Raw genomic sequence first — 26,988 nt, 5'->3', positions numbered from 1 at the left:
AATGCTGAATACTCCCAAAAATGCACGTCGCAAGAGGGGGTACCTGCTCAATCGGCTAAATACCCGCAAGTTCGCAGTAGCGGTCGACATTGCTGGCAAATACCATCTCGACGGCGCCCTTCTGGACGGGCACCGTCGGGGTCCTTCCCCACAGCAGATAATCGCCCAGCGTCTTAGCGCCGCGATACGCCAGGCTCGTCGGGTCCTTATAGACAATATTGGTAAAGATACCGCGGCGCAAGGCCAGAGCACTTTCGGGAAACAGGTCGTTGCCGATCACCATGACCTGACCGGCCTTGCCGGTCGAGACGAGCGCGTCGGCAACCACTTCGGAACCAACGGCAAAAACGCTACAGATAAGTTCGGGGGCGTCCGGCGCACTCAAGCGCTTTTCGAGCTCATGCTCGAGTTGTTTGACTTGCGCATGGGCACCTGCAAGATCCTCAACCTGCCAGGGAACATTGTGCTCGCGAAGGTAATTGTGGAAGGCGCGGGCGGTTAGATAGTGCGAATCGGTATATGGGTCGCCTGTCAAAAGGAGCACGCGGGCGTCGGCCCCAGAAGCATGGACCAGGTTTGCCGCCTGCTCGGCCATAAGGCTGCCTGCCGTCGAATAATCGGCCAAGCTCGCACCCAAACGATTCAAATGCGGACGGTCGCCGTCGACAAGCTCAATCGTCACGCCCGCCTCGGCGATCTGCCCCAAAAGCTCAGTCGCACGATCGTCGCCCGGCGCATAGGCGAGCAAGCCATCAATCTTCTCGCCCACCTGCAGACGCTCGTCGATTTGCTCGAGTGCATCAGCGTAGCCGCCCACGCCAAATTCAACGCGCTCAACCGTAATGCCCCGGTCGATGACCTCCTGTTCAAAGCGATTGCAGCCTTCCCACAGGTAACGGAAAAAGTACGCTCCTTCGCGCGATGCGCGGGGCAGGCAAAACACCAGATTGATATCCTTGCGGCGCAGGCTTGAGGCACTTGTGTTGCGGTGATAGCCCATGGCCTCGGCCTTAGCGTTCACCTTGGCGCGCACGGATTCGCTCACGCCGGCCTTTCCCGTCAGAGCCTTGTGCACGGTATTGATGGAAACGCCAAGCTCGGCGGCTATGTCCTTCATGGTTACGCGAGCGCTCATGCGGTTACTCCGTTATAGATAAGTTGCCAATTAATAGTCCAGTTAACGATACCCCAAAAATACTCTTCGACTCGCCGTGCTCTCCCTCAAATGCACAAAGCGCCCCGCGAACGGATGCCCGCGGAGCGCTTGGATGTCCGGACCTTATTTGATACCGCGACCCAAGTCTTCGGCGATTTTGTCTACGCCCTTAAGTGCAGCGCACGTCTTTTTGTTGGAGCAATGCCCCGTGCAAACGCCACCCTGAGCGCAGTCGGCGCAGGTGCCCTTGCGGTAGATGCGCACGCACACGGCGACAAACGCAACGCCGATAACAGCCAGTACAACAATATCGATAGGTGCCATAGCAAGCCTCCTCTAGTTAACCATCACTTACTTTACCCCATTCTCCACCTACCAAAAAGGGACAGGTTTATTTTGGTTGGTTTTATCTGCGGAAACGCCACATCTCTCCCACCAAAAAGCCCGGGTATCGCGAAGATACCCGGGCTCGTGGAAAGGGGCTAATCCTTATTTGGACTTAAGCGGAAACTGCGGCGGAAGCGGTGTTGGTCTCGTCCTCGTCCGTCCAAGCGTGCTTGGGCATGGGACGAAAGATCTGGAAGAGCATCGCAACCAGCAGAACGATGGCTACAACCGTCCAAATACCAAACTGGCCAAGGACAAGCAGGTTGTAGAACTGGTTGATGAACAGGCCAATGACCCAGGCAAAGGCGCACTCGTAACCGATGGCGATCGCAGTCCACTTGCCGGAATCCATCTGGTTGCGGATGGTACCCATGGCGGCAAAGCACGGGGCGCACAGCAGGTTGAACGCGCCAAAGGCAACGCAAGCGCCCATGGTCGGGAACATGCCGGCGAACGCGGTCCACAGGCTCGGGTCAGTCTCGGCGGCGTCGGCCACGGACAGCAGCGAACCGGCGGTGGCGACGACGTTCTCCTTGGCGACAAGGCCAGAGACAGTCAGCGCAGTTGCCTGCCAGGTGCCAAAGCCGAGCGGGGCGAAGATCCAGGCAACCAGGTTGCCCAGCATGGCGAGCACGGAGTAGTCCATGAACTCCTCGGGGATGCCTTCCATCGCAGGCAGGAAGCCAAAGGAGCCGTTGTAGCTACCAAAGTTGGACAGGAACCAAACCACGACAGTGGAGGCAAAGATGACCGTGCCGGCCTTCTTGATAAAGGCCCAGCAGCGCTCCCACACGTGCAGCGCCCAAGAGCGGATCGCCGGGAAGTGGTAGGCGGGGAGCTCCATAACGAACGGCGTCGGGCGACCGGCGAAGAGCTTGGTCTTCTTGAGCATGAGGCCCGAGGCGATGACGGCAAAGACGCCCAGGAAGTAGAAGAGCGGGCTAATCCACGCGGCGGTGGTGGAAGAATCGCCGATGATAGAACCCATGAGCAGGGCGATGATCGGCAGCTTAGCGCCACAGGGAATGAACGTGGTGGTCATGACCGTCATGCGGCGGTCCTTCTCGTTCTCGATGGTCTTGGTGGCCATGACGCCGGGGACGCCGCAGCCCGAGGACACGAGCATGGGGATAAAGGACTTACCGGACAGGCCAAAGCGGCGGAACACGCGGTCCATGATGAAGGCGACGCGGGCCATATAGCCGCAGTCCTCCAAGAAGGACAGCATGACGAACAGCAGGAACATCTGCGGGACGAAGCCGAAGATGGCGCCCAGGCCGCCGACGATGCCGTCGCAGACCAGCGAATCGACCAGGCCACCGTCCTCGGTGCCGCCCGCCACAAGGGCGTCGTGCACCACGGTGGTGATACCCGGGACATAGGGGCCGTACTGTGCCGGGTCGACCGAGTCGGCATTGTCACCCGCAGCCTCGACGGCCGCGTCGTAGGCGTCGCGACCCTGGCCGAGCACATACCAACCGTCGGTACCGAAGAGCTGGTCGTTGGTGAAGTCGGTCACCGTGCCGCCCAGGGTAGAAACGGCGATGTAGTACACGCAGAACATGATGACCACAAAGATCGGCAGGCCCAGGATACGGTTGGTAACCACGCGGTCGATCTTCTCGGAGGTGCTCATCTTTGCCGGAGCCTTGGTGAGGCACTCGTCAATGATGTGGGCAATCACGCCGTAACGCTCGCCGGTGATGATGGACTCGGCGTCGTCGTCGCAGTCCTGCTCGCACTGGGCGACCAGCTGCTCCACGCGAGCGGCCTTCTCCTTGGTGAGGTTGATGAGCTTGCAGGCGTCTGCATCGCGCTCAAACAGCTTGACGGCGTAGTAGCGACGCTTGTTGGCGGGAACGCTCGCAGGCAGGTTATTCTCGATGTGGTCCAGAACGTCCTCGATGGAGGAATCGAACTTGTGCTCCGGCACCTGGCCCTTGGAAGCAGCGGACTTCTTGACCTGCTCGAACAGCTCCTTGATGCCCTTGTTCTTAAGAGCCGAGATCATCATGACCGGGCAGCCGAGCTTCTTGGAAAGCTTGTCCGTGTCGATCTTGTCGCCGTTCTTCTCGACCAAGTCGGCCATGTTGAGGGCAACCACCACGGGCAGGCCGGTCTCGATAACCTGAAGCGCCAGGTACAAGTTACGCTCGAGGTTGGTGGCATCGACAACCTGGACGACAACATCGGGCTCGCCGCTCATGAGGTAATCGCGCGAGCATTGCTCCTCGGGGCTGTAGGGGGAAAGCGAGTAGATGCCAGGGAGGTCCGTGATGGTAACGTTCTTGTCGCTTAGGAGCTTGGCTTCCTTTTTCTCAACCGTGACGCCGGGCCAGTTGCCAACGTAGCCGTTGGCGCCGGTAATCAGGTTGAAAAGCGTGGTCTTGCCGCAGTTGGGGTTACCCGCCAGCGCGACATGGATCTGAGAATCCGCCATTCAATCCTTCTTCCTTGTGTGCCTGCGCTGCTTTCTCCGCGCAGGCTGGATAATGTGCTTCAAAGATGCTGCATTAAGTTAGAAAAACCTAACTTTATCTGCAGAAATATGCGCCGCGAGTCCTTACTGAACCTCGACGACGGCGGCCTCCTCCTTGCGGATGGAAAGCTCGTAGCCGCGCACGTTGATCTCGACCGGATCACCGAGCGGTGCAACCTTCACGACCTTGAACGAAGTGCCCTTGATGAGCCCCAGGTCCATAAGGTGGCGGCGAAGCGCACCCTCACCGTGAAGCTTGACGATGGTGGAGCTCTCGCCCACCTTAACGTCACCCAACGTCTTCATCCTCTTGTCCCCCTTTCGGTTTTTATGAAATGCTGCGGACTAACCGACGGTCATGATGTGCATGGCAACCTTGGAATCGATGCCAAAGCGTGCGCCCAGCACCGTGACGATGATATTGGCGCCACTCGAGCTCACCACGTGGATTTCGCTGCCCTCGACAAAGCCGAGGTCCTTGAGGTGGTGCTTCATGTCCTCATTGCCCTTTACACGAGACACGCGCACGGTTTCGCCCGCTTTTACCATCGAAAGCGGCATGGCCGGCATCTGCGGTCCGCAAGACATGAGTGGCTCCTAACGTCAGTTCGTCCTCAACATCGACGCGATAAAAGTTAACCACGTCTATGTTCGCTTTAGTAAACTAGCACGTGGTTAACTTTTTGGAAAGGGTCTCTATTCAGTTTTCGAAAAAGTTTCCTATACGAAACAAAAAGGCGCGGCAAAGAGCTGTCCTTTGCCGCGCCCCGTCATGCTTAGAGCGAGAGGTTTCTGATCAACGTGACGCAGGAGGCCTCATCCACGCCCGAAACACGAAAGACGACGCTCTCGCCGCACTCACCATAGAGGGCCATGAGCCCCATAACGTCGCGGCCATCCGTGTGGCGATCGCCGATACTGACTGACACGTCGCTACGATGCTTGGCAATGATGTCATAGAGCAGCGCAACCGAGCGGGCATGCAGTCCCAACGGATCTTTAATCGTCTTTGTAAACTCGACCATGTCCCCTCCCGCGGCATCGCACATTCGGCCGGCAAACCCAGCCACGTGGTAGTTATTGTAGCGTTAGATGCTTGTTGAGGGCGGGACGGAAATCGCATCCCATTTCGAGCGTCAATGATGGGACACAGTTTCCGCCAGAAGGCTCAACCGGAAAGTGCGACCCGTTATTTGGCTGGATTCTGGGACGCAGTTTCCGCTGAGCGACCCTGGCGGAAAGTACATCCCATTCTGGACGCAAATTCCGGGACACAGTTTCCGCGACGTCCGGTCACCCCATGCCCTCACAACCTCGACGCATAAAAAACGAGGGAAGGCACGCGTCCTTCCCTCGTTACGGGCAATATGTAGCCGCTTGCCTACATCAGGCGCAGGCTGACGTCCTTGAGCTGGGCGCCAGAAACGGCACTCGGGGCGCCCGACATGAGGTCGGAGCCGCTGGCCGTCTTGGGGAACGCCATGACGTCGCGGATGGAGTCGGAACCGGTGAGCAGCATGCACACGCGGTCCAGGCCCAGAGCGAAACCGCCCATCGGGGGCGCACCAAACTTGAGGGCCTCCATGAGGAAGCCAAACTGCGACTCGGCGCGCTCCTCGGTAAAGCCCAGGAGCTTGAGCATGGACATCTGCATCTCGGCGTTGTGGATACGCATACCGCCGCCGCCGGCCTCAAAGCCGTCCATGACAAAGTCGTAGGTGCAAGAACCGGCTGCCAACGGGTCGGCCTCGATCTTGGCGATGTCGGTCTCGGTCGGCAGGGTAAAGGGCTGGTGCTCGGCAGCGTAAGCCTTGCGGTCCTCATCCCAATGGAACAGCGGGAAGTTGACGACCCACAGGAAGTCGTGACCCTCGCGCTTGATCTCGAGCGCATTGGCCATGTGGGAACGCATGCCGCCCAGGATCTCGTCAGAGAGCAGGCGCGGGCCGGCGGCGAACATCACAAGGTCGCCGGGCTCGACGTCCATGCGCTCGCGCAGAGCCGCCATCTCCTCGTCCGAGAAGAACTTGACGATGGGGCTGTTGATAGAGCCGTCCTCGCGGAAGGCGATCCAAGCCAGACCCTTGGCGCCAAACGTGGAGGCCACGCCGGCAAGCTTATCGATCTTGGCACGTGCCCAGGCACCGGCACCCTTGGCGTTGATGGCCTTGACGACAGAGCCCTCCTCGTTTGCGGCGGTCGCAAAGACCTTGAACTTGGAGTTGGCGAAGATGTCGGTCAGGTCGACCAAGTGCATGCCATAGCGGGTATCGGGCTTGTCGGAGCCATAGGTGTCCATGGCATCCCAGTAGTTCATGCGACGCAGCGGCGTGGGCATCTCGACGCCCATGCGGCCGAAGGCATCGGACAGAACCTCCTCGAGCGCGCTCATGACATCGTTCTGGTCCACGAAGGACATCTCGATATCGACCTGAGTGAACTCGGGCTGGCGGTCGGCACGCAGGTCCTCGTCGCGGAAGCACTTGGCAACCTGGTAGTAGCGCTCGACGCCACCGACCATGAGCAGCTGCTTCAGGAGCTGCGGGGACTGCGGCAGGGCGTAGAAGTTACCCGGCTGGATGCGGCTGGGGACGATGAAGTCGCGGGCGCCCTCGGGCGTGGACTTGAACAGGGAGGGCGTCTCGACCTCCATGAACTCACGGTTGTGCAGCGCCTCGCGAATGGCAAAGGTGAAGTCGGAGCGCAGCTTGAGGTTGGCCATCATTTCGGGACGACGGAGGTCCAGATAGCGATAGCGCAGGCGGGTGTCCTCGCTGGTCTCGATGCCGTCCTCGATCTGGAACGGCGGGGTGACGGACGTGTTGAGCACCTCGGCGTGGTCGGTCAGGACCTCGATCTCGCCAGTCGCGAGCTTGGTGTTGGTGGTCTCCTCGCCACGGGCGCGCACGACGCCGTGGATCTTGATGGGCCACTCGGGACGCATGGTCTCGGCGATCTTAAAGGCATCGCCATCGGAGTGCTCGGGGTCGAAGGTGAGCTGCGTGATGCCCTCGCGGTCGCGAAGGTCGCAGAAGATAAGGCCGCCGTGGTCGCGGCGACGGCTCACCCAACCGGTGAGGGTAACCTCTTCGCCCACGTTCTCGAAGCGAAGCTCGCCGCAGGTACGGGTGTGCATGGAATGCTCATCGATGGGACGGGTCTGGCTCATACCAGTGATCCTCCTTTATGGATCTGTGCCGCCCCGTGTCGTTCCGGGCGGCGTCGTACAGATTTGCCCAGCCTGCGTAAACCGCGCAGCCGGACATGGCGTTCTATCTTATCGCACCCACGTCGATGTACCGCGAAAAAGTAACTCTTGCCCAAAGACTTGACGGAGACGAAACAATTGGCGCACCGCGGCACCCGCCCGCGCTCGTCACGTGCGACAATATGCCCCAATAAAACAGCACTCGGAAAGGCCCGCCATGACTGCACGCCTCATCGTTATGGATATCGACTCCACGCTCATCAACCAGGAGGTCATCGACCTGTTGGGCGAGGAGGCCGGCGTAGGCGAGCAAGTGGCGAAGATCACCGAGCGCGCCATGCGCGGCGAGCTCGACTTTAAGCAGGCGCTCGAGGAACGCGTGGGGCTGCTTGCCGGCTTGGACGAGAGCGTGTTCGAGCGCACCTTTGAGCGCGTGACGTTTACCCCCGGCGCGCTGGAGCTTGTGCGCTCGGCGCACAGCAAGGGCTGGAAGGTCGGCGTGGTAAGCGGCGGCTTTCACGAGGTCGCCGATAAGATCGTGGCCGCCGCGGGCATCGACTTTTGCCTCGCTAACCGCCTGGAAGTCGTGGACGGCAAGCTCACCGGCAAGCTGGCGGCAGACATCGTGACCAAGGAATCCAAGCTCATCCGGCTGCTGGATTGGGCGGTTGAGTGCGGCGTCGATATGGCACACACCGTGGCAATCGGCGACGGCGCCAACGATATCCCCATGATTCAGGCCGCGGGCACTGGCATCGCGTTTTGCGCCAAGCCCAAAACGCGCGAAGCCGCCCCGTTTGCCATCGACGAGCGCAACCTGATGCTCGCCATGGACATCATCCTGCGTGACTAGCCGATCCGTCTAACAATTGAATCAGTCCGTCCTATAGTTTCCGAACAATTTTGTCTTAGTGTTCGGAAACATACCCTTTGAGTGCTAGACTTTGCGCCGTCGAAGGGAACATATATGGATAAGCGAGACCTAGAGCAGCTGCTGAGCGATGTTGCTGGCGGATCAGTCACCCCTGCCGATGCCCTTACGCGCATCCAGACGGCTCCGACCGCCGATTTGGGCTTTGCGCAGCTCGATCTTTCGCGCGGAGTGCGCCAGGGAGCCGGCGAGGTTGTCTACGGCGCCGGTAAAACCGCCGAGCAAATTGCCGCCATTATCGAAGCGCTGCACGATGCCGGTCAGGAGCGCATCCTAGTCACGCGCCTGGACAGCGAAAAAGCAGCCCGTACCTCGGAGCTCCTCGGCAACGGCATCGACCTGGGATATGTCCCGGACGCGCAGCTCGCCCTCGTGGGCGGCAAGCCCTCCCCCACCGGCAACGGACGCATCGTCGTCGCCTGCGCCGGCACGAGCGACCTGCCCGTCGCCGAGGAAGCCGCGTTGACGGCCGAGTTCTATGGCAACGAGGTCGATCGCCTCTACGACGTAGGTGTCGCCGGCCTGCACCGCCTGCTCGCACATGCCGAGGAACTTGCCCAGGCACAGGTGATCATCGCCATCGCCGGCATGGAGGGCGCACTGGCGAGCGTCGTCGGCGGTCTGGTGAGCTGCCCGGTCATCGCCGTTCCCACCAGCGTGGGCTACGGCGCGAGCTTCGGCGGCGTAGCCGCGCTGCTCGCCATGCTCAACTCCTGCGCCAGCGGCGTTTCGGTCGTCAATATCGACAACGGCTTTGGTGCCGCCTACCAGGCAAGTCTTATCAATCATCTGAGCGCCGGCACATCCCGCGCCCGTTAAGGAGCATTCCATGTCCAACCATCATCACACGCTTATCATCGACGGCACTTCGGGCATCAGCGGCGACATGACTGTCGCGGCCCTGCTCGACCTGGGCGCCAGCGAGGAGCACCTGCGCGAACAGCTCGCCACACTGCCGGTCGACGGCTTTACGATCGCCGTCACGCGTGCAAACAAGCATGGCATCGACGCTTGCGATTTCGACGTCCAGCTTGCAGAGGCGCTCGAGAACCACGATCACGATATGGCCTGGCTCTACGGCAATGAAGCAGCTGCCGAGCACACGCACGAGCATGAGCACCACCATCATGGCCATGGCGAGCACGAGCACTGTCATGAGCACGCGCATGACCACGACCACGAGGGTCACCATCACGCCCACCACCATCACCACCGTTCTTTGGCGGATGTCACCGCCATCATCGATGGCTCGCAGTTAAGCGATGGCGCCAAGCGCCGCGCGCTCGCCATCTTTACCGCGCTCGCCGCCGCCGAGGCCAAGGCCCACGGCAAAACGCCCGAGACCGTCATGTTCCACGAGGTAGGCGCCATCGACTCCATCGTCGACATCTGCTCGGTCGCCATCTGTCTCGATGACCTGGGTATCGAGGACATTGTCGTCGAGTCGCTCTCCGAGGGTCACGGCACCATCCACTGTGCCCACGGCCTTATGCCCATCCCGGTGCCCGCCGTCGTCAACCTATGCCAAGCAGGCAATATCGCCCTCACGCCCGCACCGGTCGCCGGCGAGCTCGTGACGCCCACGGGCGCCGCCATCGTCGCCGCACTGCGCACGTCCGAGCACCTACCGGCCCGCTACCGCATCGAGGCCGTCGGCTACGGCGCCGGTAAGCGCCCCTACGAGGGTTGCTCCGGCACGCTCCGTTGTCTGCTCGTTCACGTGAATGCATAGCCATGGATGCCCGCAAAGAAAAAAGCCGCGCTGCCATCGTTGCGGCGTTCTCCGAGCTGCTACGCGAAGTGGACTACGGCAAGATTACCGTCGGCGACATCATCGCGCGCGCTCACGTAGGCCGCGCGACATTCTACGGCCTCTTTAAGAGCAAAGACGACCTACTGTCCGAGCTCGTGAGCGACATCTGCACCCACGCCCTCGACGACGATGGCACACCGCTCGACGACCCACTCGTGCAGGTCGAGCATATCCTCAACAACCTCTGGGAGCGCCGCCAGGGCGTTCGAGCCCTCGTAGCCGGCGCCGGCTCCCGCGTCTTCGCCGACTGCTTACGCAAGACCATCATGTCACGAGCAGCCGAAACCGTCCCCGCCGACTCCACAGGCCCCGCTGGCACCATGGACCGCAGTTTCTTACTACACCACATAGCCTCAAGCTTCGTAGCCACCGTCCAATGGTGGGCCTGGCACAACTTCCAAGCAGACAAAGCCGACGTAGCCAAAGACTACTTATCAGCCATAAAACCCCTCTTCAACTAAGTAAGAACATCATCCCAAAGCATCGCCCCAACCCAGGGCGCCACGCATCCCAAAGTGTCAACAACAGCCCAACGCCCCTATCAGCAACAAGCCCCTCCCATCCAAATTCAGATTTATATGTTGGGTTGCTTGTTCGAACACAACTAGGATCCCGCAGCTGCCCGCATGGGGTAACTTCCCGGCGCATTCCGCAGGACGCAAGAAGCCCTCGCCGCACGAAGTGCGCAGCGAGGGCTTCTTGCATGTCCGAGGACGCGCCGGGAAGTTACCCCATGCGGGCAGCGGACAACCTATGTAGCCTCAGACTAGAACATGCCCAAGAAACCGTGCACAAACAGCGCAGCCAGAGCGGCACCGACAAACGGCGCGATGCCAGGAACAAGCAGGCCGTACTTCCAGTTGTTGTCAGCCTTGTTCTTAATCGGCAGCACCTGATAGGCCATGCGAGGACCAAGGTCACGGGCCTGGTTCATGGCGAAGCCAGTGATACCGCCCATGCCCATGCCAACAGCCCAAACGATCAGACCGACGCAGATAGCGAGCATCAGGACGTTCTCGCCAGCACGGTTAGCAGCAGCAAGGATGGCGCTGATGAACACAAAGGTGCAGATAGCCTCGCAGAAGAAGTTGCGGGCATAGTTGGTGCCCTCGGTGGTGGGGTTGGTCGAGAAGATGTTGCGCTGAGCAATGGGATCGATGACACCATCGGAAGCCTTGAACTCATCGGCATACATCAACCATGCGATCACGGCACCCGCAAAGCCGCCGAGCATATCGGCAATCATGAAGGGGATGCAGCTGCTCCACGGCACCAGACCGACGATGCACTGGGCAAGCACCATAGCCGGGTTCATGCACACGGCGCCACCAAAGACAAACAGGCAGACCGAGATGCCAAAAGACCAAGTGGTGATGGCAAACATATGGCCGGAGCCCTGATACTTGGTACCCTTAAGCACGGTATCGCAGTGCACGCCCACGCCAAAGATGATCATGAGGGCCGTTGCGCCGAATTCGCAGAGGAGTTTGGTAAGCATAAAACCTTATCTTTCTTGTCGGTTATAAACGATTCGTTTAGGCCGCGTACTAGTGCTGTGCGACGACAACGCCCAGGCCATCGGGAATGACGGCCACCTTGGCATCGGCACCCTTCATCTCAAAGGCGAGCTTGAGCGCCTCATCGAGGGTGTTGACCGGCGTCATGTGCATATCCTTGATCATCTGGTGATCGCACAGGTCGGTGACCATGATCACAGGGTGATGCGCCAGGATGCGGGCAAAGATCTGGCTCGTCCACTGGTCGGGCAGGGTCTCGTCCTTAGGACGGTCGATGCAGGCACGCTCAAACTCCGCCGGATCGTTGTCGGCGATGTTGTGATAGAAGCCCTCGCCACCGTGACCGTCGGCACAGCCGGCGACGTCGATGATCACGCCGCCCTCGGGAAGCGTAGCCTCGGCAGAGCACATGCCCTTCACGGCCTGATAAATGTTCTGGTCGAGCGGGTAGCCGCCGTTGGTGGTAATGGCAATCTCGCACTCGACGGGCTCAACGCCGGCAAGGCTCTTCACGAACTCGCAGCCAGCCTCGTGCGCCTTGTGGATGTCGCCGGCAAAGGAGCCGATGACCTCGTGCTTGCCGTTGAGCACCACGTTGAGCACAAAGGCAAGGTGAGCCATCTCGGCAGCGGCAAACATGTCCTCGCTCACGTGGTTGTGGCACAGGTTGCCGGCACGCGAATGGGAATCGTTCACAAACTGACCGTTGTGGTTGTACATGATGGTCTTGTAGCTGGCGATACCAGGCAGGACGGACTTGCGGCTGCCAGAGAAACCGGCAAAGAAGTGCGGCTCAATAAAGCCCTCGGCAAGCAGCAGATCGCAATCGGCAGCAATCTTGTTGATGATGCACTCGCCGCCAGAAGGCAGGGTGCCGATCTTTTTCATCATGCTGTCATCGGTCGCGACGTGCATAACGATTTCCTCGTTGGCAACGATCTCCTCGCCGTACTTGTTGACGAGCTCCTCGTGCGTCGACGGACGATGCATACCCGTAGCAACCAGAATACGCACGCGAGCCTCGGGCGCAGCAGAATGGATGTGATGCAGCAGAATAGGCATCGTCACACGCGAGGGAACGGGACGCGTATGATCGGAGCTAATGATGACAATATCCTTCTTGCCAGCACAAAGCTCCTCGAGCGAAGGCGAGCCATAAGGGTTGGCAAGCGACTCCTCCACCAGCTCTTCCTGCGATTTTGTAGTCTTAAACTCGTTTTGATGACCTTCCATCACACCCGCAAAGTTCTTATCCTCGAGCTCCAGATGCAACGTCTTGTGGTCAAACGGCAGTTCACATTCAAACAATGACGAGCGCCCTCTTCCTTTCAACTGACACACTAGATAAACCGTTGGAAGGATACGCCGCTCACCGAAAAACACCACCGTCCACCGACTCATTAACACAACGTTCATATTTGACCCACAACAAAACGGCCGCGACCCCAAACGGGACCGCGGCCGTCACAGCTGTAAGGTGCGAAGCGCCCAATGCATCATTCTTCTCCTCAGCTTTAATCCCTGAAGATCGAGGACGAAGGGACCCGACGGGTTTCCCTCTGAATGCACTCCGCAGCACGAAGCCCCCTTATCCGCAGCTCCGAAGGAGCAGGATAAGGGGGCTTCAAGTGCGAGGACGCATTCAGAGGGAAACCCATCGGGTCCCGGTGAGAGCCACAGGGCTATCGATTACCCCGTGTTCTGCAATCCTGCCGAGACGCCGGTCACAGTCGAAAGAATCAGGCTCATGTATTCGGCCTTCTTCTCCTCGGCCATCTCGTCCTGGTTCATACGCACCTCGCGAAGGGCGCGGACCTGGGCGATGGACAGGGCGTCGACGTAGGGGTTACGCACGCGAACAGCACAGCCGAGCACGCGACGGCGCTGCAACGGCCACTCGTCACCGACGATGGCAAGGACCCACTTACGAGTGAGCTGCATCTCGGTAAAGACCTTCTCGGACAAATCCTGGCGATCGCCCAGATGCAGATACATCTTGGCAATGCGCTGATCGGTCTTAGCAATCGACATCTCGATGTTGTCGATAAAGGTGCGGAAGAACGGCCACTCCTGGTAGGCAGCCTTGAGCTGGTCAAGATCGCCAAGCTGCTCGCAGGCGGTGCCCAGGCCGTACCAAGCGGCCAGGTTAATGCGCGCCTGGCTCCAGCTGAAGATCCACGGAATGGTACGCAGGTCGTCGAGTGACTTCGCACCCAGACCGCGCTTGGCCGGACGCGAGCCGATCGGCAGCAGACCGACCTCGGTCAGCGGCGTCACGGTCGAGAACCACGGTGTAAAGTCCTCGGTGTTTAGCAGGTCCAGATAGCGCTCGTGGCTTGCGGTGTTGAGCTTCTCGGCCATATCCCAGAACTTCTGCGTGGTCTCGGTGTTGGTCTTCTCGACACTCGGAGCCGACTGCAAAAGCGTTGCGGCGGCAACGGACTCAACATGACGCTGAGCCAGCGTGCGGTTGCCGTAACGGGCAAAGATGACCTCGCCTTGCTCGGTGAGCTTAAAGAAGCAGTTGACCGAACCCTTGGGCTGCGCCAGCACGGCCTTGTTGGCCGGACCGCCGCCACGGCCCACGGCACCGCCGCGACCGTGCATGAGCACCAGGTCGATATCGTTCTTCTCTGCCCACTTGGCAATGCGCTCCTGCGCGGAGTGCAGCGCGAGCATAGCCGTGGTAGGACCGGCATCCTTGGAGGAGTCGGAATAGCCCAGCATGACCTCCATGCGGCGGTTGGTCTGGGCAAGGCGCTTCTGCACCACGGGCAGCGTAAGCATCTGGTCGAGCACGTCGACACAGCCCTCGAGGTCCTCGAGCTGCTCGAACAGCGGGATCACGTCGAGCTCGGGAACGTCCTCCTCGTGTGCAAAGGACAGGTGGGCAAGCTCAAAGACGTCGGCCACATGCTGGGCGCTCTTGGTGAACGAGATGATGTAGCGGTGCGCCATCTTCTTGCCGTAGCGCTTTTGGATGGAGCCGATAGCGCGGAAGGTATCGATGACCTCGCGCGTCATGGGCTGCAGGTCGCCATGGATACCGTTCTCGTGGATATCCTTGAGGGCGCGGGCGTGCACCACGGAATGCTGACGGAACTCCATCTCGACCATATGGAAGCCGAAGGACTCGACCTGCCAGATGATGGTCTGGACCGGGCCGTAGGCGGCACGGACGGCACCGCAGGCAGCAAGCGAACGCTGGACGACGCGCAGGTCATCCAGGAACTCGTCGGCGCTGTGGTACATGGTGTCGGTGATGCGACGGACGGTGGCGTTCAGACGGTCGGCCATGACGAGCATGACGGCGCGATGTGGCTCGTGCTCGGAGATCAACTCGGCACGTGCGGTGTACTGGGTGCTCATCTCGACCTGATGGTTCCACAGGTTGATGAGCTCGGCAGACGGCTTGCTGTAGGTGGCCTCGAGCGTGAGGTTGCGGCCGATGCGGCGGCACTTGTCCTCGAGCTTGAGCACCATGTGGGTAAAGTACTTGGCGGCGACCTCACGGCTCACCTTGGCGGTGACGTTGGGGTTACCGTCGCGGTCGGAACCGATCCAGCTGCCGGGATGGAAGAACGCCGGGCACAGCGGCGGCACGGTACCGGCCTTGTCGCCCAGCACCCAGTCGTCAAAACGACGATAGATGACGGGGATAACGTCGAACAGCGTGTTATCGAAGATGTCGATGATGGTATCGGCTTCCTCGACCGGCGTGGGCTTCTTGAGCGCGATGGGGCTCGTACGCACCAGGGCGTCGATCTCCTGCAGCATATGGCGCTCGTTCTCCACCAGGTCGGAGCCGCCCAAACGCGGACGCTCCTCCAGCAGGTTGGAGATACGGCGAATCTTGCCCTCGACGGCCTTACGACGGGCCTCGGTGGGATGTGCGGTAAAGACAGGGTGGAACTCGAGCTTGCCGAGCAGCTCATTGGCACCCTCGACGCCCATCTCGTTTACCAACTGGTGATAGGCGACGGTGAGTTCGTTGGCGGGATCGACCTCGGTATCGGTCGATGCGCCGGCCTCGCGCTCGCGCAGCTGCGCCACACGGTAGTTCTCCTCCGACAGGTTTGCCAAGTGGAAGAAGCTCGTAAAGGCGCGAACGATGACCTGCTGCTTATCGAGCGGCAGGCTGTCAATCAGATCGACGACTTCGCGAAACGCCACGGCGGTGGGCTCGTCGGCAGTGGGCACGCCCTGTTCGTCAACGGACTCGTCGGCAGCGCGGCTGCCGGGGTTGCCAGCATTGGCCACAATCTCGGCTGTCAAAATCTTGTCGAACAGGTCCGCGATCTCGGGATCATACTCGCTAAGCACACGACGTTCCAGGCGCAGGAACAGCGCCAGATTATCGCGCAGCTCCTCGGGGATCTCGATCTCGGCGAGACGCTCCCTGAACTCGGCATTCGAGCCGATTCGGTTAACGAGGCGGTTGACCGCGGCAGCGACGCGCGCCGCGGCTTCGGGTACAGACTGGTTGCTTAGGTTCTCAGCCACGTTTCCTCCCATTCCTCCTTCTATGCACGTAACATGCGGTATTCATTATAGGCGCTTGAGAAATACTTTCGACACTGATTGCGCTTTACCACACAAAAGTATTTTCTGCATTGCAAGGGTTTTTGCTCTAAATGGTCGTATTTCTCGGTGGACGGCATACACAAACGGGGGCATTCCGCATAAATGCGAAACACCCCCGTAACAATCGCTCGTCGCGAGCGGGACATGTTAGCGGGTCCGCAGCTCAAAAATCATGCGCTACAGACGCTCGCGAACCGCCTCGACGACGTTGGCCAGATCGACGAGAACCTCGTCATGGCTCTGCATGTCGCGCACCTTGACCTTGCCGGCGGCAAGCTCGTCGCCACCCAGAACCAGGATGAGCTTGGCGCCTACCTTATCGGCCTGCTTAAACTGGGCCTTGAGCGAACGGCCCTGATAGTCGGCCTCGGTCACGATGCCTGCGGCGCGAAGCTCCTGCGTAATGGCAAAGACGTTCTGGCGCAGTTCCTTGCCGGCATTGGCGACATAGACGCACGGGGCCTCATCGGCACCCAGATCGCTGCCAAAGGCCTGCAGGGCCAGCAGGGCGCGCTCAAAACCGACGGCAAAGCCGACGCCCGCCGTGGGCTTGCCACCCTCGAGCTCGACCAGGCCATCGTAGCGGCCGCCGCCGCCGATGGAGCCGACGCCGGCGCCAGGGGCCTCGACCTCAAAGACGGTGCGGGTGTAGTAGTCCAGACCACGCACCAGGGTGGGATCCTCTACATACTCGATACCGGCAGCATCCAGATAGCGCTTGACCTGCTCGTAGTGCTCGCGGCACTCGTCGCACAGGTTGTTACCCATCAGCGGAGCGTCGGCCATGATCTCGCGGCAATGGTCGTTCTTGCAGTCGAAGGCACGCAGCGGGTTAAGCTCGGCGCGCTCGCGGCACTCGTCGCACATCTCGTCTGCGTGATCGAGGATGAACTGCTTGACCTGCTCGCGGTAAGCCGGACGGCACTGGGCGTCACCCATCGAGTTGATGAGCAGACGGAGCTTGGAAAGGTCGAAGCCCAGACGCTTGTAGAACTCCATGAGCATGATGATGCACTCGGCGTCTGCCGCCGGATCGGGAGCGCCGAGCCACTCGATGCCCACCTGGTGGAACTGGCGCAGGCGGCCCTTCTGGGGACGCTCGCCGCGGAACATGGCCTCGGCGTAGTACGCCTTAAACGGCGTGGAGCCCTGGGGCACCAGATTGTTCTCGACGACGGCGCGCACCACGCCGGCCGTGCCCTCGGGGCGAAGTGCCAGGCGCTGCTTGGGCTTGAGTTTGGTGTCGGTACCCTCGGTAAAGACGCGCTCCAGGTTGGCACCGCTGAACACGCGGAACATCTCCTTGCGCACGACGTCGGTCGACTGGCCGATACCGTGGACAAACACGTCCACCTGCTCGATCGCGGGCGTCTCGATGGGTTTAAAACCAAACGGCTCGAACACGCCGGCCGCAATCTGCTGCATCTTTTGCCAGGCGCGCATCTCGGCGCCGATAAGGTCGCGGGTTCCCTCCGCCTTCTGTGCCTGCATGGGCAAACACCTTTCTTTTGTATCGCGTCATAGGTAACGGTCATTATACGGCACAAACACAAACAGCGGCGGCGCGTCTGGCCGAACGAGGGTATGGGGACTCGTTCGGCCAGACGCGCCGCCGCGGTTTGTGATCCCTTTTCCTCCGTCCCCTTCGGACCACGTGGTCCGAAGGGGACGGAGGAAAAGGGATCATTTCGTAGGCCCGTGGCCGCCTTGGAAACCGAATGATGGCACGAGCATCCATTCGGCTTCCAAGGCGGCCACGGACAGAACGGGGCGAACAGAAAAGAGCGACGGACGCCTACTCCCCCGCCACGCTTGCGCGCAGCTTGGCGGCGATGGGCTCCGAGGCCAGCAGGAATACGAGCATGACAACAGAACACACCAGGCACACGATCCAGGCGCTCGCAAAGGAGCCCGAGACGGCAAAGAGCACATAGACCTGCCAAAGCTCACCCACAAAGCTCATGCCCGCGAGCACCGCCGAGGTGGCGATAACGGTTAGGGAGCCCAAAACGCGACCGCTTACTTTATCGGCAACATGGCCAATGACAAGCGATCCGATAACGCTCACCACGGTAGAGATCGCATTGGAGACGTTGTACTGCGCAAGGGAAATACCCAGGTCGCTGACGATCAGCGGCTGGAACAGGCTCATGCAATTGACAAAAATCGTGTAACACGTGGCCATGATCACGAAGCCGGAGGCCACCACGAGCCAGCCGGGGAAGAACTTACGCTGCTGGGGCATACTGCTCCTTATTTAACAAACGAATAGCCGGCGCCGGGCGCCGGTAGTGCCCAAGATTGCCTTGAAAGACAAGGGCATAGGCCTTACGGCCATGCCCGCAGGCTTGAAAGGCAAGGTTGGGTGCTACCGGTGGTCGGCGATATAGCCCAAAGCGACGGCGGTATAGGCCGCGGCACCGAGCGGCAGCTCGGCATCGTTAAAACGTGCCTTGGGATGGTGCTGGGCAAAGTGTTCGTCCGTGTCGGTTACGGCCGCGCCCACGGTAAAGTACGCACTCGGAATCTTGCTCGAAATAAGCGCGAAGTCCTCACTCGCCATGGCATGGAAAAGCGGCAAGAAAGCCGCCTTGGGCAGCACTGCGCCCACGTAGCCAAGCGACGCCTGAGTCAAATCGCTGTCGAGTACAAGCGGCGGAACATCCGAAAGCGTCTCGATGGTCGCCGGCGTACGATAGGTCGTAGCAACGCCGTTAACGACCTCCGCGATGCGGGTCTTTAGGTGAGCCATGAGCTCAACATCAAAGCCGCGCAGCGTTCCCTCGAGCACGCAGGTGTCGGGGATGACGTTGGCCGCCAAGCCGCCGGCGAACTTACCAACGGTAAGTGCGACTTCCTTGGCCGCCGGCACCTCGCGGGAGATAAGCTCCTGGAGCGCCAGGTGCACGTGGACGCCGGCCGTGATGGGGTCGATGCAGATCTCGGGGCTGGAACCGTGGCCGCCCTTGCCCTGGAGCGTGATGCGGAAACCGTACACACCCGAGAGCGCCGGGCTGCCGTAGAGCACCAGGCCAAGCGGCGACTGGCTGTTGACATGCATGGCAAAGGCCGCCTGAGGGCGCGGGTTCTCGAGCAAGCCGTCGGCGATGGCAGCGCGTGCTCCCTCAAAGGTCTCCTCGCCCGGCTGGAACAGCAACTTGACGGTAGCGTTGGCCTCCACAAGCTCGGCCTCGCGGGCCTTGAGCAGGCGCGCCGCACCAAGCAGGGCCGTCGCGTGCATATCGTGACCGCAAGCATGCATGCAGCCATTGGTGGATGCAAAGGGCTCGCCGGATTCCTCGACAACGGGAAGGGCATCCATATCGCCTCGGAGCATGACGACCGTTCCGGCCTGCTCGTCCTTGCACGTGCCATTGCCCTGAGCGGCCGCACCGGCACCGATCAGGCCAACGACGCAGGAACCGTCGACTAGCGTGGTATGGGGGATGTCCATCTCGTCCAGACGTGCCTGGATATAGGCAGACGTCTGCGGAAGATTGTTACCCAGCTCGGGCATCTGGTGTAGATCGTGTCGCCATGCAGCGAGCTCGTCTGCAAAAGCCTGAGCTTCTGCGACAAGACCGTCACCGATAGCGGCCTGCGCCGCCGCGGTGGCCTGGGGCGCTGGTTGCGGTTGAAAATCGGACAGAGCTGATGCCATAGAAGCCCTCCAGTAACGTTTTTGCAGCACGCACTTTGATAGCGTAAAGTGCAAGGTACAACTGTAAGGGCATGACATAAAAATGCCGCCCTGGGAGGGCGGCGCAACAAGTTGTTTACAATTGCGGGTGTGATTTTCGGCGCAAGAAATCGAAATGCGTCTCGCTCAAGATAATCGAAAGAAAGATGAGCGCGAAGCCGGCGAGCAGGCGCGAGGTGAGCGCCTCCCCCATCAGCAGCACCGAGAACAGCACGCCCGAAGGCGACTCCATCGAAAGGAGCAGTGAGCCCGTCGAGGCCGAGACATGCGCCAAGCCGACGTTTTGGATGAGCAGCGCCACGCACGTGCAGCCCACCGAGAGGAAGGCCATCACGCCGATAAAGCTCGGCGTCCACACGGACAGCGGCGCTTGGGTCTCGAATAACAGCGACGAGATCAGGCTCAGCACGCCGTTGCCCACAAACATCCAAAACGTGATGACGTTGATGTCCATCTTGCGGCCATACTTGGCGGTCACCGCCATCTGGATGGCAAAGAAGACCGCACCGCCCAGCGTGATGACATCGCCGACATTGAACTCGACGCTATCGAGCGCCACCAGACCAATGCCCGCCAGGCACAGCAACGCGGCGCCCAAGTTGTAACGGGTAAGCTTTTCGCCGCTTAGGACGTAGCTCGCAAACGGCACGAGGATGCAATAGGTACCCGTCAAAAATGCACTCTTGCCCGCCGTGGTCTGTGCCAGGCCAATTGTCTGCAAACCGTACGCGCCCCACATAAGTGCGCCCATACCAAGTCCGACGATAAGGTTGCGGGCATTAAAGTGCGCGATGATGCGTTTGTGGAAGATGGCGAACATAACCAGCGAAGCCGGAAGAAAACGAATATAGAGCAGTTCGAACACCGGAATGGTGTCGAGCGCATCTTTCATGGTGGTAAAGGAATAGCCCCAGATGACCGCCACCGATAGCAGCAAGACCTTCCAGAAGAACGGGGAACGCGCGCCGGCGCCGCGGGAGGTGCCGCCGGCGCCCAGGTCCTCCCGTGCGACAGGGCTATCGGGCATGTTTTCGATTTCGTTGGCAGCGTATTGGGCCATGGAACATCCTCACACTCAATCTGGGCGTGGTGTCCGCACGCGTATGGCTGCGTGCCGCCTCATGGTCAAATAAAAACGGGGCGCACCGGACCCCCGGCACGCCCCGCTACTGTAGCAACAACCGGCGTTGCATCGCAATCCAGCCCACTAAAGCGTTTTGTTCCGCCGTTCTACCGAACGGCGGACCGGCCGACGCTGCGCGAGCCGCATTCACACCAATCTGACGTTCAATTTCAAGGGCGCGACCAGAAGGTCAGCGCCCTTTCATTTCACGTCACCTTTGCGCAAATGCGGCTCGCTCGCTGACATTGCCGCAGTATCAGCGTTTACATTGTTGCGCTAGATTAATTTAGTACTCTCCAGCTTTTCGATAATCCAGTCGTTGGCCTTGATGACCGGACGGCGGAAGACGACGCCCAGTGCCAGCGACGGAATCAGATAGCTCGCCAGAATGCCCAGCTCAACCCAGTACTCCATATGGTAGGCGCCAGCCATGGCGGCATGCATGGCGTTAATGCCATGGGTAAACGGCAGGAACGGATAGATCGCCTGGAACACAGGGCCGGTCATCTCGATGGGGAACGTACCGCCCGAACCGCCGACCTGCATGACCAGCAGCACAACGGCCAAAGCCTTGCCGATATCGCCAAACGACACCGTAAGCGTGTAGACGATATTGGAGAACACGAGACTCGCGACCCAGCCCGCCAGCACAAACTGCAGCGGGTCGTCGCACTGGATGCCAAAGAACAGGATGTCGCCCGCGCACACGAGCGTTGCCTGCAGCAGGGCCAGACCGCCAAAGAACAGGTAGCGGCCCAGGTAGATCTCGTGCAGGCGCACGGGGATGAGCTCGTTGATAAGCTCATCGTCAACCGAGACCTTCATCATGGCCGCCAGTACGATTGAGCCGACCCAGAGCGACAAAATCGTGTAGAACGGCGCCATGGCCGAACCGTAGTTGCGGATCGGATAGACCGGCTTGCGGTCGAGCGCGACGGGACCGGAAAGCGACACGGCCAGACCCTCGGGATCATTGCCGATCATCGTCTTGATCGTAGCGAGGTCATCTGACATCAAGGCACCGTCGAGCTCGTCCTTAAACGCGCTGATCTTGTCCGACGCTTCGCCCAACTGATCGGAAGCCTTGTTGACCAGCTTTGCAGCCTTGGAGAGGCCCTTTGCCAGCGAACCGGATGCGTCGGTCAGGCCGTCTACGGCGCTATCCAGATTGCCCGAGATACCATCGAGCGAGTCTAGGATGCCCGAGACGGTCTTCTTGAGCTCCTTGGCCTTAACCGAGAACGTGGAATCGTAATCGGATTTGGCGCCCGCGATGCCGGCCTTGGCATCGGCGATGGCCTGATCGACCTCGGCACGCGAGTTGTTGACCTCGGCCATGCTATCGGAGAGAGACTTCGCGGTGGCCGCCAGATCCTTGGCATTGCTGCGGTACTCAACGGCGATTCTGCCCAGCGACGTCGCGGCGGACTTGAGGCCGTCCTTCAAATTCTCATCGCTCACCTGGTCGGCAAGGCTGCGGAGCTGATCGGCCATCGCATCGATATCCTTGGCGCGCGCATTAAGAGCCGCAGCGGCATCGTTGAGTTGGGACACCGTAAGGTCGACATGCTGGTTCGCGGTGTCGAACGCCTTCGCGAGCTCGGCAGACACATTGTCGAACGAACCCGCACTTCCATCGATTGCGGCATCGATGGCATCGTTTGCCGCCTTAAGCGCTTCTTTGGAATCATCGATGCCGCTTTTGGCATGTTCCATGAGCTGCTTTGTCGACTCATCGACGGCACCGGTCTGCTTGAGCATGCCGCTCGCCGACGTCAGCGAATCGGACGTGGAGCTCAAAATGCCCGCCAGCGACGAAGCATTTGCCTGAACGTCTCGCAGGTCCTCAATCGAATCGCCAAGCGTCGAGGACAGGTTGGCGATAAAGTTGCTGACCTGGTCGGTGCTCATGTAATCGAGCAGGCTGGACACCGTCTTAAGACCGATGCTCGTAATGGTCTCGGTAAAAGTTTCGTTAACCTGGCTCTGAACGGCACTCGAACCCTTCTCGGTCACGATCTGCGCAATGGCGTTGGCCTTCTGGTTCTCGTAAAACTCGATATCGGCGTGTTTCACGTCGGTCGAGAAAAGCGTCATCATGTCAGCGCTAAACGTTTTGGGGATAACGACGGCAGCATAGTACGCGCCCGACTTAACGCCCTCGATAGCCTTTTCGCGATTGTTGAGCACAACCCAATCGAAGCTCTCGTTGCCGCGTAGGGTGGCGGTCACGTTTTCGCCCACGTTAACCTCGACGGGGATCAAATCGCTCTCGTAACCCTCATCGGTGTTGACCACGGCGATCTTAAGATTGCCGGTGTTGCCGTACGGATCCCAGCTGCCGGCGATGTTAAACCACGCGTACAGACACGGTACGATAATGAGGCCCATCACGACAACCAAGCCGATCACGGAGCGAGACACGTTTTGGACATCGCGCTTAAACAGATGCAGGATGTTCTTCATTTATGCCTCACCTCCTTTGGAGTGCTTGCCAAGCGCGGTGGTATCTCCATCATTTGTGGCTGTGCTGTCGCTGCCCTGAGATTTATGGTGCGAGCCGATATGCGGCAAGCGGCCCGTGGACTGATCGCCGCCCTTGGCACCACGCTCGCTGGCGTTGAGGCCAAACATGTGGCGGGCGGCAGGAATGGCGGCCGTGTGTTCGCGCATCTCGCGACGCAGGTCCTCATCCGAAAGCGCCGAGATGCGCATCTGGGTATTGAGGCTCGCTCGGATATATTCGATATTGATCAGCCAGCCGCAGATGGCAATAACCGAGATGATCCAAATGACAAGCAGGATGATCTTGCCGTTATTGTCGATATCGAGAACCGTCGACAGGACAAAGAGCAGGACCTGAACGCCCACCACGGCGGCAAAACCGCCCTTGATGTAGTACGGGTAGCGATGTTCAAAGGCGACCGCATGATCGAGCAGTTCGCGACGGTACGAATCGGAATCGAGCATGACGCGCATGGCCGTGCGCAGCGAGTAGCGCTGGCGCGGCAGGTCGTTGGACTCGCAAATCATCATACCGGTCGTGGAGAGCTGTTTATCAAAGAGCAGGTTAAGGTTGAGCAGCAGCGGACGCAGCTGCAGGCCGATAAAGAGCGCCACGATCAAGAACACGCCCAGAATGCACAGGTTAAACAGGTAGTTAAACGAGTACATGCCGCCGACCGTCTCGCGCAGCAGATTGATGCCGTAGGTAAAGGGCAGCAGTGGGTGCAGCCACTGGAAGAAGCCAGGCATCATCTCGATGGGGTACATGCCCGATGAACCCGGAATCTGCACGATAACCAGAATGACGCCGATTGCCTTGCCGATGTGCTTAAACGTAGTGGACAGCGCGTAAATGATGTTGACGTACGTAAACGAGATGGCGATGCCGCCCAGCACGAACAGCAGCGGGTTGACGCACTGTACGCCAATGACCAGATCACCCACCGTAACGATGATGGCCTGCAACGCGCCCAGGATCACCATGAGCAACCAGCGGCCAAAGTAGCCTTGGCGCGCCGTAAAGCTGCCAACACCTTCACGGTCGACCTCGAGCTTGTAGATGGCGATGAGCACATAGCCGCCCACCCAAAGCGCCAGATTGGTGTAGAAGGGAGCGATGCCCGAGCCAAAGCTCTTGACCGGATAGATTGACTTGGACGTCAACTCAACCGGAGACGCCATGAAATCTGCCACGTCATTGACATCGACGCCCATCAGATCGGCCAGCTCGCCCATGGACTCGGAGGTCTGCAGCGCCGCGATGTCATTGGCGGCGGTTGCAAGCTTGTCCTGGACCTTGGCAAGCGAGGAATCGGTCTGGGACAGCGTGGTCTTGGCCTGGCCGAGCGTAGCGCTAAGCTGCGCCAACGTGCCGCGCGCATTTGCAAGTGTAGGTGTCATACCCGAGACGATACCGGTCAGGTCGCCCGAAACGGCAGCAAAAGAGTCGAGCGCGCTCGAGGCCTTCGGCAGCGCGTTTTGGCCCAAGTCCGTCTGGGCTTGGCCAAGGTTGGTCGCACCGGTATGAATTGCGTTATTGATAGCGTCACTGGCACCCGAAACAGCCGCTGCGTCATTCGCCATGGCGCTCGACTGCGCGGACAGACCGTCCTTGATGCTCTGAAGCTTTTCATTCTGCTCTCGAAGCAAATCGATGGTCGATACAATGCGCGCGTCAATTTCCTCGGAACCTGTCGACGTGTCATTGGCGAGAATCTCCAAGTGCCCGATAACGGCCTTATTGTGGTCGATCGTCGCTTGAAGAGACTCGAGCGAGTTGTCGATACGGGTGGTCGTAGATGTGACCGCGCCCGTCAGCTTGCCGATGGCAGCGTTCGCAGAGGCCGACGTCTTGGTGAGCGCAAGGCTGCCTTCCGAGAGCGCCTTGGAGAGCGAGGTGATGGAGTTGCCCGCCGTGGTGCGAGCTTCGCTCAGCAGGTCGTTGCCCTGGGAGATCGCCTGCGTCAGCGACGGTACCTGGCCTTGCAAGCCGGCAAGTGCCGCATCAGCCGAGGCGATAGCGCCACTCGTCTTATCGATGGCGGCATTCATATCGCCAATCGAATCGCGCACCTCGCCCAAGGTGTCGGACGCCTCGGACACCGAACTTGCCAGCGAGTCCTGAGTCTGGGTTGCCTTGTCCTTTAAATCGACACCAGCATCCTTGGCGATACCGGCAACAGTCTTGCCTACCGTAGAGACAAATTCCGAGTTGATCTGCTCCTCGATGGTGTTTGCACCGGTATCGGTAACCTTGGGCGCAATGGCGCTCTTCTTCTCATTGACGTAGTACGTGAGCTTGGGCTGATGGTAGTTGCCGTCGAGCATCGAAACCAGGTTATCCGAGAAGTTCTTGGGAATCACGATAGCGGCATAGTACTCGCCGCTCTCGACGCCCTCCTTGGCATCGGCCGTCGAGTCGACGAACGTCCAGCCCAACTGATGATTCTCCTTGAGCTGGTCGACAACCTGGTCGCCCGCGTTGAGCTCGCCCACCAAGTCGTTTTGGGTGCCTCGATCGTTGTTGGCGATAGCAATCTTGATGCCTTGGGTGTTTCCATACGGATCCCAGTTTGCCACGATGTTATACCAGGCATACAGCGAGGGAATAACGCACACGCCTAGGGTAACCACCAGGGCGACGGGGTTCACAAGCAGTCGCTTAATGTCGCGCTTAAATATCGCAAAGGACACCTTTGCATTGGATAGTTTGCTGCCGAGACTCACGCTTGGACCATCCATCCTGTCGTTAAATCGAATCGTACTATCGACAACCATTGTAGTAGGCGCTTTAACGTCTCAAAGCACAATGGTGTTGAGTTTTGCGGGTAGCAATATACTACGAAGATGAGTTAACGTACAGATGTACAGTATCCTAAATTTCAGCAGGTCACAAAACCACAACCCGCACAAATTAGCAATTCAAATAGTCATCGGGGACGTTCTTAAACGACTAGTCAAACAAAAACGTCCCCAATGACTACTTAGGACCACGGCAACGTCGATGTTTTGGCAATGCCAGACACTATGACCCAATCCGAAGGCACGGAAACGACAGGAGCCCCCGCTCGTGACCGCGGGTCGGGGCTGCGACAATGTTGTTGAAGTGCCAGAGGCGCAGCCGCGCCGCAACGAGGTTGGGAGGCTCCCGTGCCTAGATATTCTACCGCCTTCGGAATGGACGTACACCTCAGGTCCACCACCGTCTGCGCGCTCGACGCGGAGACGGGCGAGGCCGTGACGAGGAGGTTCCGCGGCAACCCCTGGGGCGAGGTCGCGGAGTGGATGTCGGGCTTCCCCGGCCCGTCGCTCGCCGCCTACGAGAGCGGCTACCTCGGCTTCGCCCCGCAGAGGGAGCTCTCCGGGCTCGGCGTCGACTGCGTCGTCGCGGCCGTCTCCAAGGTCCCGAGGTCGGCGGCCGACCTCTCGTCCAAGAACGACCGCAACGACGCGGCCAGGATGGCCAAGGCGATACTGTCGCACGACGTCACCCCGGTATGGGTGCCGTCCCCCGAGATCGAGGGGCTCAGGGACCTCGCCGCCGCCCACGACGCGGCGACTGCGAGGCTCGCGGCGGCGAAGCAG

General features: G+C 59.9%; 21 protein-coding genes. 5 read left to right on the top strand and 16 right to left on the bottom strand.

The annotated features are described in order from the left end of the window. Positions 1 to 55: 55 nt before the first annotated feature. The 7 genes from JMJ97_RS03585 to aspS form a co-directional block, all read right to left on the bottom strand. Positions 56 to 1,135, bottom strand: a complete 1,080-nt coding sequence (locus JMJ97_RS03585) for a substrate-binding domain-containing protein (protein ID WP_260699190.1) — start codon at positions 1,133 to 1,135, stop codon at positions 56 to 58. A gap of 144 nt (positions 1,136 to 1,279) precedes the next feature. Beyond that, entirely contained in the window at positions 1,280 to 1,480 is a 201-nt protein-coding gene (locus tag JMJ97_RS03580) for a hypothetical protein (RefSeq protein WP_006234772.1), read from the bottom strand. 175 nt (positions 1,481 to 1,655) lie between these two features. Continuing rightward, positions 1,656 to 3,983, bottom strand: coding sequence for a ferrous iron transporter B (gene feoB / locus JMJ97_RS03575; protein ID WP_260699189.1), 2,328 nt, complete (start codon positions 3,981 to 3,983; stop codon positions 1,656 to 1,658). Positions 3,984 to 4,106: 123 nt separating this feature from the next. Next, positions 4,107 to 4,328, bottom strand: coding sequence for a FeoA family protein (locus tag JMJ97_RS03570; RefSeq protein WP_006234774.1), 222 nt, complete (start codon positions 4,326 to 4,328; stop codon positions 4,107 to 4,109). A 39-nt stretch (positions 4,329 to 4,367) separates the two neighbouring features. Continuing rightward, a complete protein-coding gene (locus JMJ97_RS03565) occupies positions 4,368 to 4,610 on the bottom strand; it encodes a FeoA family protein (protein ID WP_040358815.1) in 243 nt (80 codons plus the stop codon). Between the two features lie 188 nt (positions 4,611 to 4,798). Beyond that, positions 4,799 to 5,047, bottom strand: a complete 249-nt coding sequence (locus tag JMJ97_RS03560) for an HPr family phosphocarrier protein (RefSeq protein ID WP_260699188.1) — start codon at positions 5,045 to 5,047, stop codon at positions 4,799 to 4,801. Positions 5,048 to 5,403: 356 nt separating this feature from the next. Further along, a complete protein-coding gene (gene aspS / locus JMJ97_RS03555) occupies positions 5,404 to 7,191 on the bottom strand; it encodes an aspartate--tRNA ligase (protein WP_196026100.1) in 1,788 nt (595 codons plus the stop codon). 256 nt (positions 7,192 to 7,447) lie between these two features. Here aspS and serB point away from each other — a divergent pair, with 256 nt between their 5' ends. From serB to JMJ97_RS03535, 4 genes are all read left to right on the top strand, one after another. Beyond that, positions 7,448 to 8,083: a phosphoserine phosphatase SerB gene (gene serB, locus JMJ97_RS03550; RefSeq protein WP_260699187.1), complete on the top strand. Its 636-nt coding sequence runs from the start codon at positions 7,448 to 7,450 to the stop codon at positions 8,081 to 8,083. Between the two features lie 114 nt (positions 8,084 to 8,197). Further along, positions 8,198 to 8,980 (top strand): nickel pincer cofactor biosynthesis protein LarB, encoded by a 783-nt coding sequence (larB, locus tag JMJ97_RS03545; RefSeq protein WP_260699186.1) that lies wholly within the window; start codon positions 8,198 to 8,200, stop codon positions 8,978 to 8,980. A 10-nt stretch (positions 8,981 to 8,990) separates the two neighbouring features. Further along, entirely contained in the window at positions 8,991 to 9,893 is a 903-nt protein-coding gene (gene larC / locus JMJ97_RS03540) for a nickel pincer cofactor biosynthesis protein LarC (RefSeq protein ID WP_260699185.1), read from the top strand. 2 nt (positions 9,894 to 9,895) lie between these two features. Continuing rightward, positions 9,896 to 10,435 carry a TetR/AcrR family transcriptional regulator gene (locus JMJ97_RS03535; protein WP_152067526.1) on the top strand — a complete coding sequence of 180 codons (540 nt, stop codon included), beginning with the start codon at positions 9,896 to 9,898 and terminating at the stop codon, positions 10,433 to 10,435. Positions 10,436 to 10,740: 305 nt separating this feature from the next. Here the strand turns inward: JMJ97_RS03535 and larD are convergent, their stop codons facing one another. The 9 genes from larD to JMJ97_RS03490 form a co-directional block, all read right to left on the bottom strand. Continuing rightward, positions 10,741 to 11,472, bottom strand: a complete 732-nt coding sequence (gene larD, locus JMJ97_RS03530) for a D/L-lactic acid transporter LarD (RefSeq protein WP_006234784.1) — start codon at positions 11,470 to 11,472, stop codon at positions 10,741 to 10,743. 49 nt (positions 11,473 to 11,521) lie between these two features. Continuing rightward, positions 11,522 to 12,799 (bottom strand): nickel-dependent lactate racemase, encoded by a 1,278-nt coding sequence (gene larA, locus JMJ97_RS03525; RefSeq protein ID WP_022093875.1) that lies wholly within the window; start codon positions 12,797 to 12,799, stop codon positions 11,522 to 11,524. A 381-nt stretch (positions 12,800 to 13,180) separates the two neighbouring features. Next, positions 13,181 to 15,913, bottom strand: coding sequence for a phosphoenolpyruvate carboxylase (locus tag JMJ97_RS03520; RefSeq protein ID WP_260699217.1), 2,733 nt, complete (start codon positions 15,911 to 15,913; stop codon positions 13,181 to 13,183). A 339-nt stretch (positions 15,914 to 16,252) separates the two neighbouring features. After that, on the bottom strand, positions 16,253 to 17,566 hold the full coding sequence (hisS, locus tag JMJ97_RS03515) for a histidine--tRNA ligase (protein WP_260699184.1): 1,314 nt from the start codon (positions 17,564 to 17,566) through the stop codon (positions 16,253 to 16,255). Positions 17,567 to 17,870: 304 nt separating this feature from the next. Further along, positions 17,871 to 18,320, bottom strand: a complete 450-nt coding sequence (locus tag JMJ97_RS03510; RefSeq protein ID WP_260699183.1) for an MFS transporter — start codon at positions 18,318 to 18,320, stop codon at positions 17,871 to 17,873. Between the two features lie 123 nt (positions 18,321 to 18,443). Continuing rightward, the gene (locus JMJ97_RS03505) at positions 18,444 to 19,736 is read right to left on the bottom strand and encodes a M20 family metallopeptidase (RefSeq protein WP_260699182.1); all 1,293 of its coding nucleotides are present in this window, start codon (positions 19,734 to 19,736) and stop codon (positions 18,444 to 18,446) included. 115 nt (positions 19,737 to 19,851) lie between these two features. Further along, positions 19,852 to 20,835 (bottom strand): DMT family transporter, encoded by a 984-nt coding sequence (locus JMJ97_RS03500; RefSeq protein ID WP_260699181.1) that lies wholly within the window; start codon positions 20,833 to 20,835, stop codon positions 19,852 to 19,854. Positions 20,836 to 21,174: 339 nt separating this feature from the next. Further along, positions 21,175 to 23,364: a YhgE/Pip domain-containing protein gene (locus JMJ97_RS03495; protein ID WP_260699180.1), complete on the bottom strand. Its 2,190-nt coding sequence runs from the start codon at positions 23,362 to 23,364 to the stop codon at positions 21,175 to 21,177. Next, positions 23,365 to 26,130: a YhgE/Pip family protein gene (locus JMJ97_RS03490; protein ID WP_260699179.1), complete on the bottom strand. Its 2,766-nt coding sequence runs from the start codon at positions 26,128 to 26,130 to the stop codon at positions 23,365 to 23,367. 423 nt (positions 26,131 to 26,553) lie between these two features. On the opposite strand from JMJ97_RS03490, the gene JMJ97_RS03485 reads away from it, so the two are divergent. Then, positions 26,554 to 26,988 (top strand): IS110 family transposase (locus JMJ97_RS03485; RefSeq protein WP_260699178.1); only part of this gene is annotated, 435 nt, incomplete at its 3' end.

This window comes from Collinsella aerofaciens (genome assembly GCF_025289055.1).
In the GTDB taxonomy this organism is placed as follows: Bacteria; Actinomycetota; Coriobacteriia; order Coriobacteriales; family Coriobacteriaceae; genus Collinsella.
Note: the sequence above shows the minus strand (reverse complement) of the source record. Positions and strands in the feature narration are given on the sequence as shown.